This window comes from Bartonella sp. AA2SXKL (assembly GCF_042197205.1).
GTDB lineage: Bacteria > Pseudomonadota > Alphaproteobacteria > Rhizobiales > Rhizobiaceae > Bartonella.
In genome coordinates, this window is record NZ_JBHIRN010000209.1 from 1 (window position 1) to 640 (window position 640).

Annotated in this window: 1 protein-coding gene; it reads right to left on the bottom strand. The window is 44.1% G+C overall.

Features of this window, described 5'->3' with window-relative positions; genetic code table 11:
* The coding region (rsmI, locus tag ACFINS_RS10730; protein WP_375706265.1) for a 16S rRNA (cytidine(1402)-2'-O)-methyltransferase at window positions 1-640 on the bottom strand (640 nt) is incomplete at both ends.

Sequence of the window (640 nt, forward strand, 5' to 3'; positions counted from 1 at the left end):
AAGAGGAAAGTTTTTGTCCAACAAGCACAACAATTTCCCCACGAATATGGGCTTGTTTCCCGTAACTCTCCGACAAATTACCTAAATTGGAAACATCGACTGTTTCAAACTTTTTTGTTAATTCACGGCAGATTGCAGCAGGACGATCAGCCGAAAAAAGAGCAACCATATCCTGTAAAGTCTCGACAAGACGATGGGGTGATTCATAAAACACCAAAGTCGCAGGGATGGTTTTTAATTGTTCCAATCGCTTTTGGCGTTGTGCCTTACGCGCACTCAAAAAACCAGCAAAGAAAAAACTATCAGTCGGAAGCCCCGTCGCAACAAGAGCTGCTAAAAGAGCTGATGCGCCAGGAATTGGAACGATTTTGTGACCAGCTTTGCGTGCTTCTTCTACCAGTCGAAATCCAGGATCAGAAATAAGCGGTGTTCCCGCATCGGATACAAGCGCTATAGCTTTATTTTCTTCCAAAGCTGTTAATAACTTGGGTCCTGCTTTTTGTGCATTATATTCATGATAAAGAAAGGGTTTTTTCTGACTACCGTAGCGTTCCAACAAAACACGGGTTACCCGCGTATCCTCACCCGCTAGGATATCAACTCTTGCAAGCACTTGTGACGCACGGAGAGCTATAGCTTC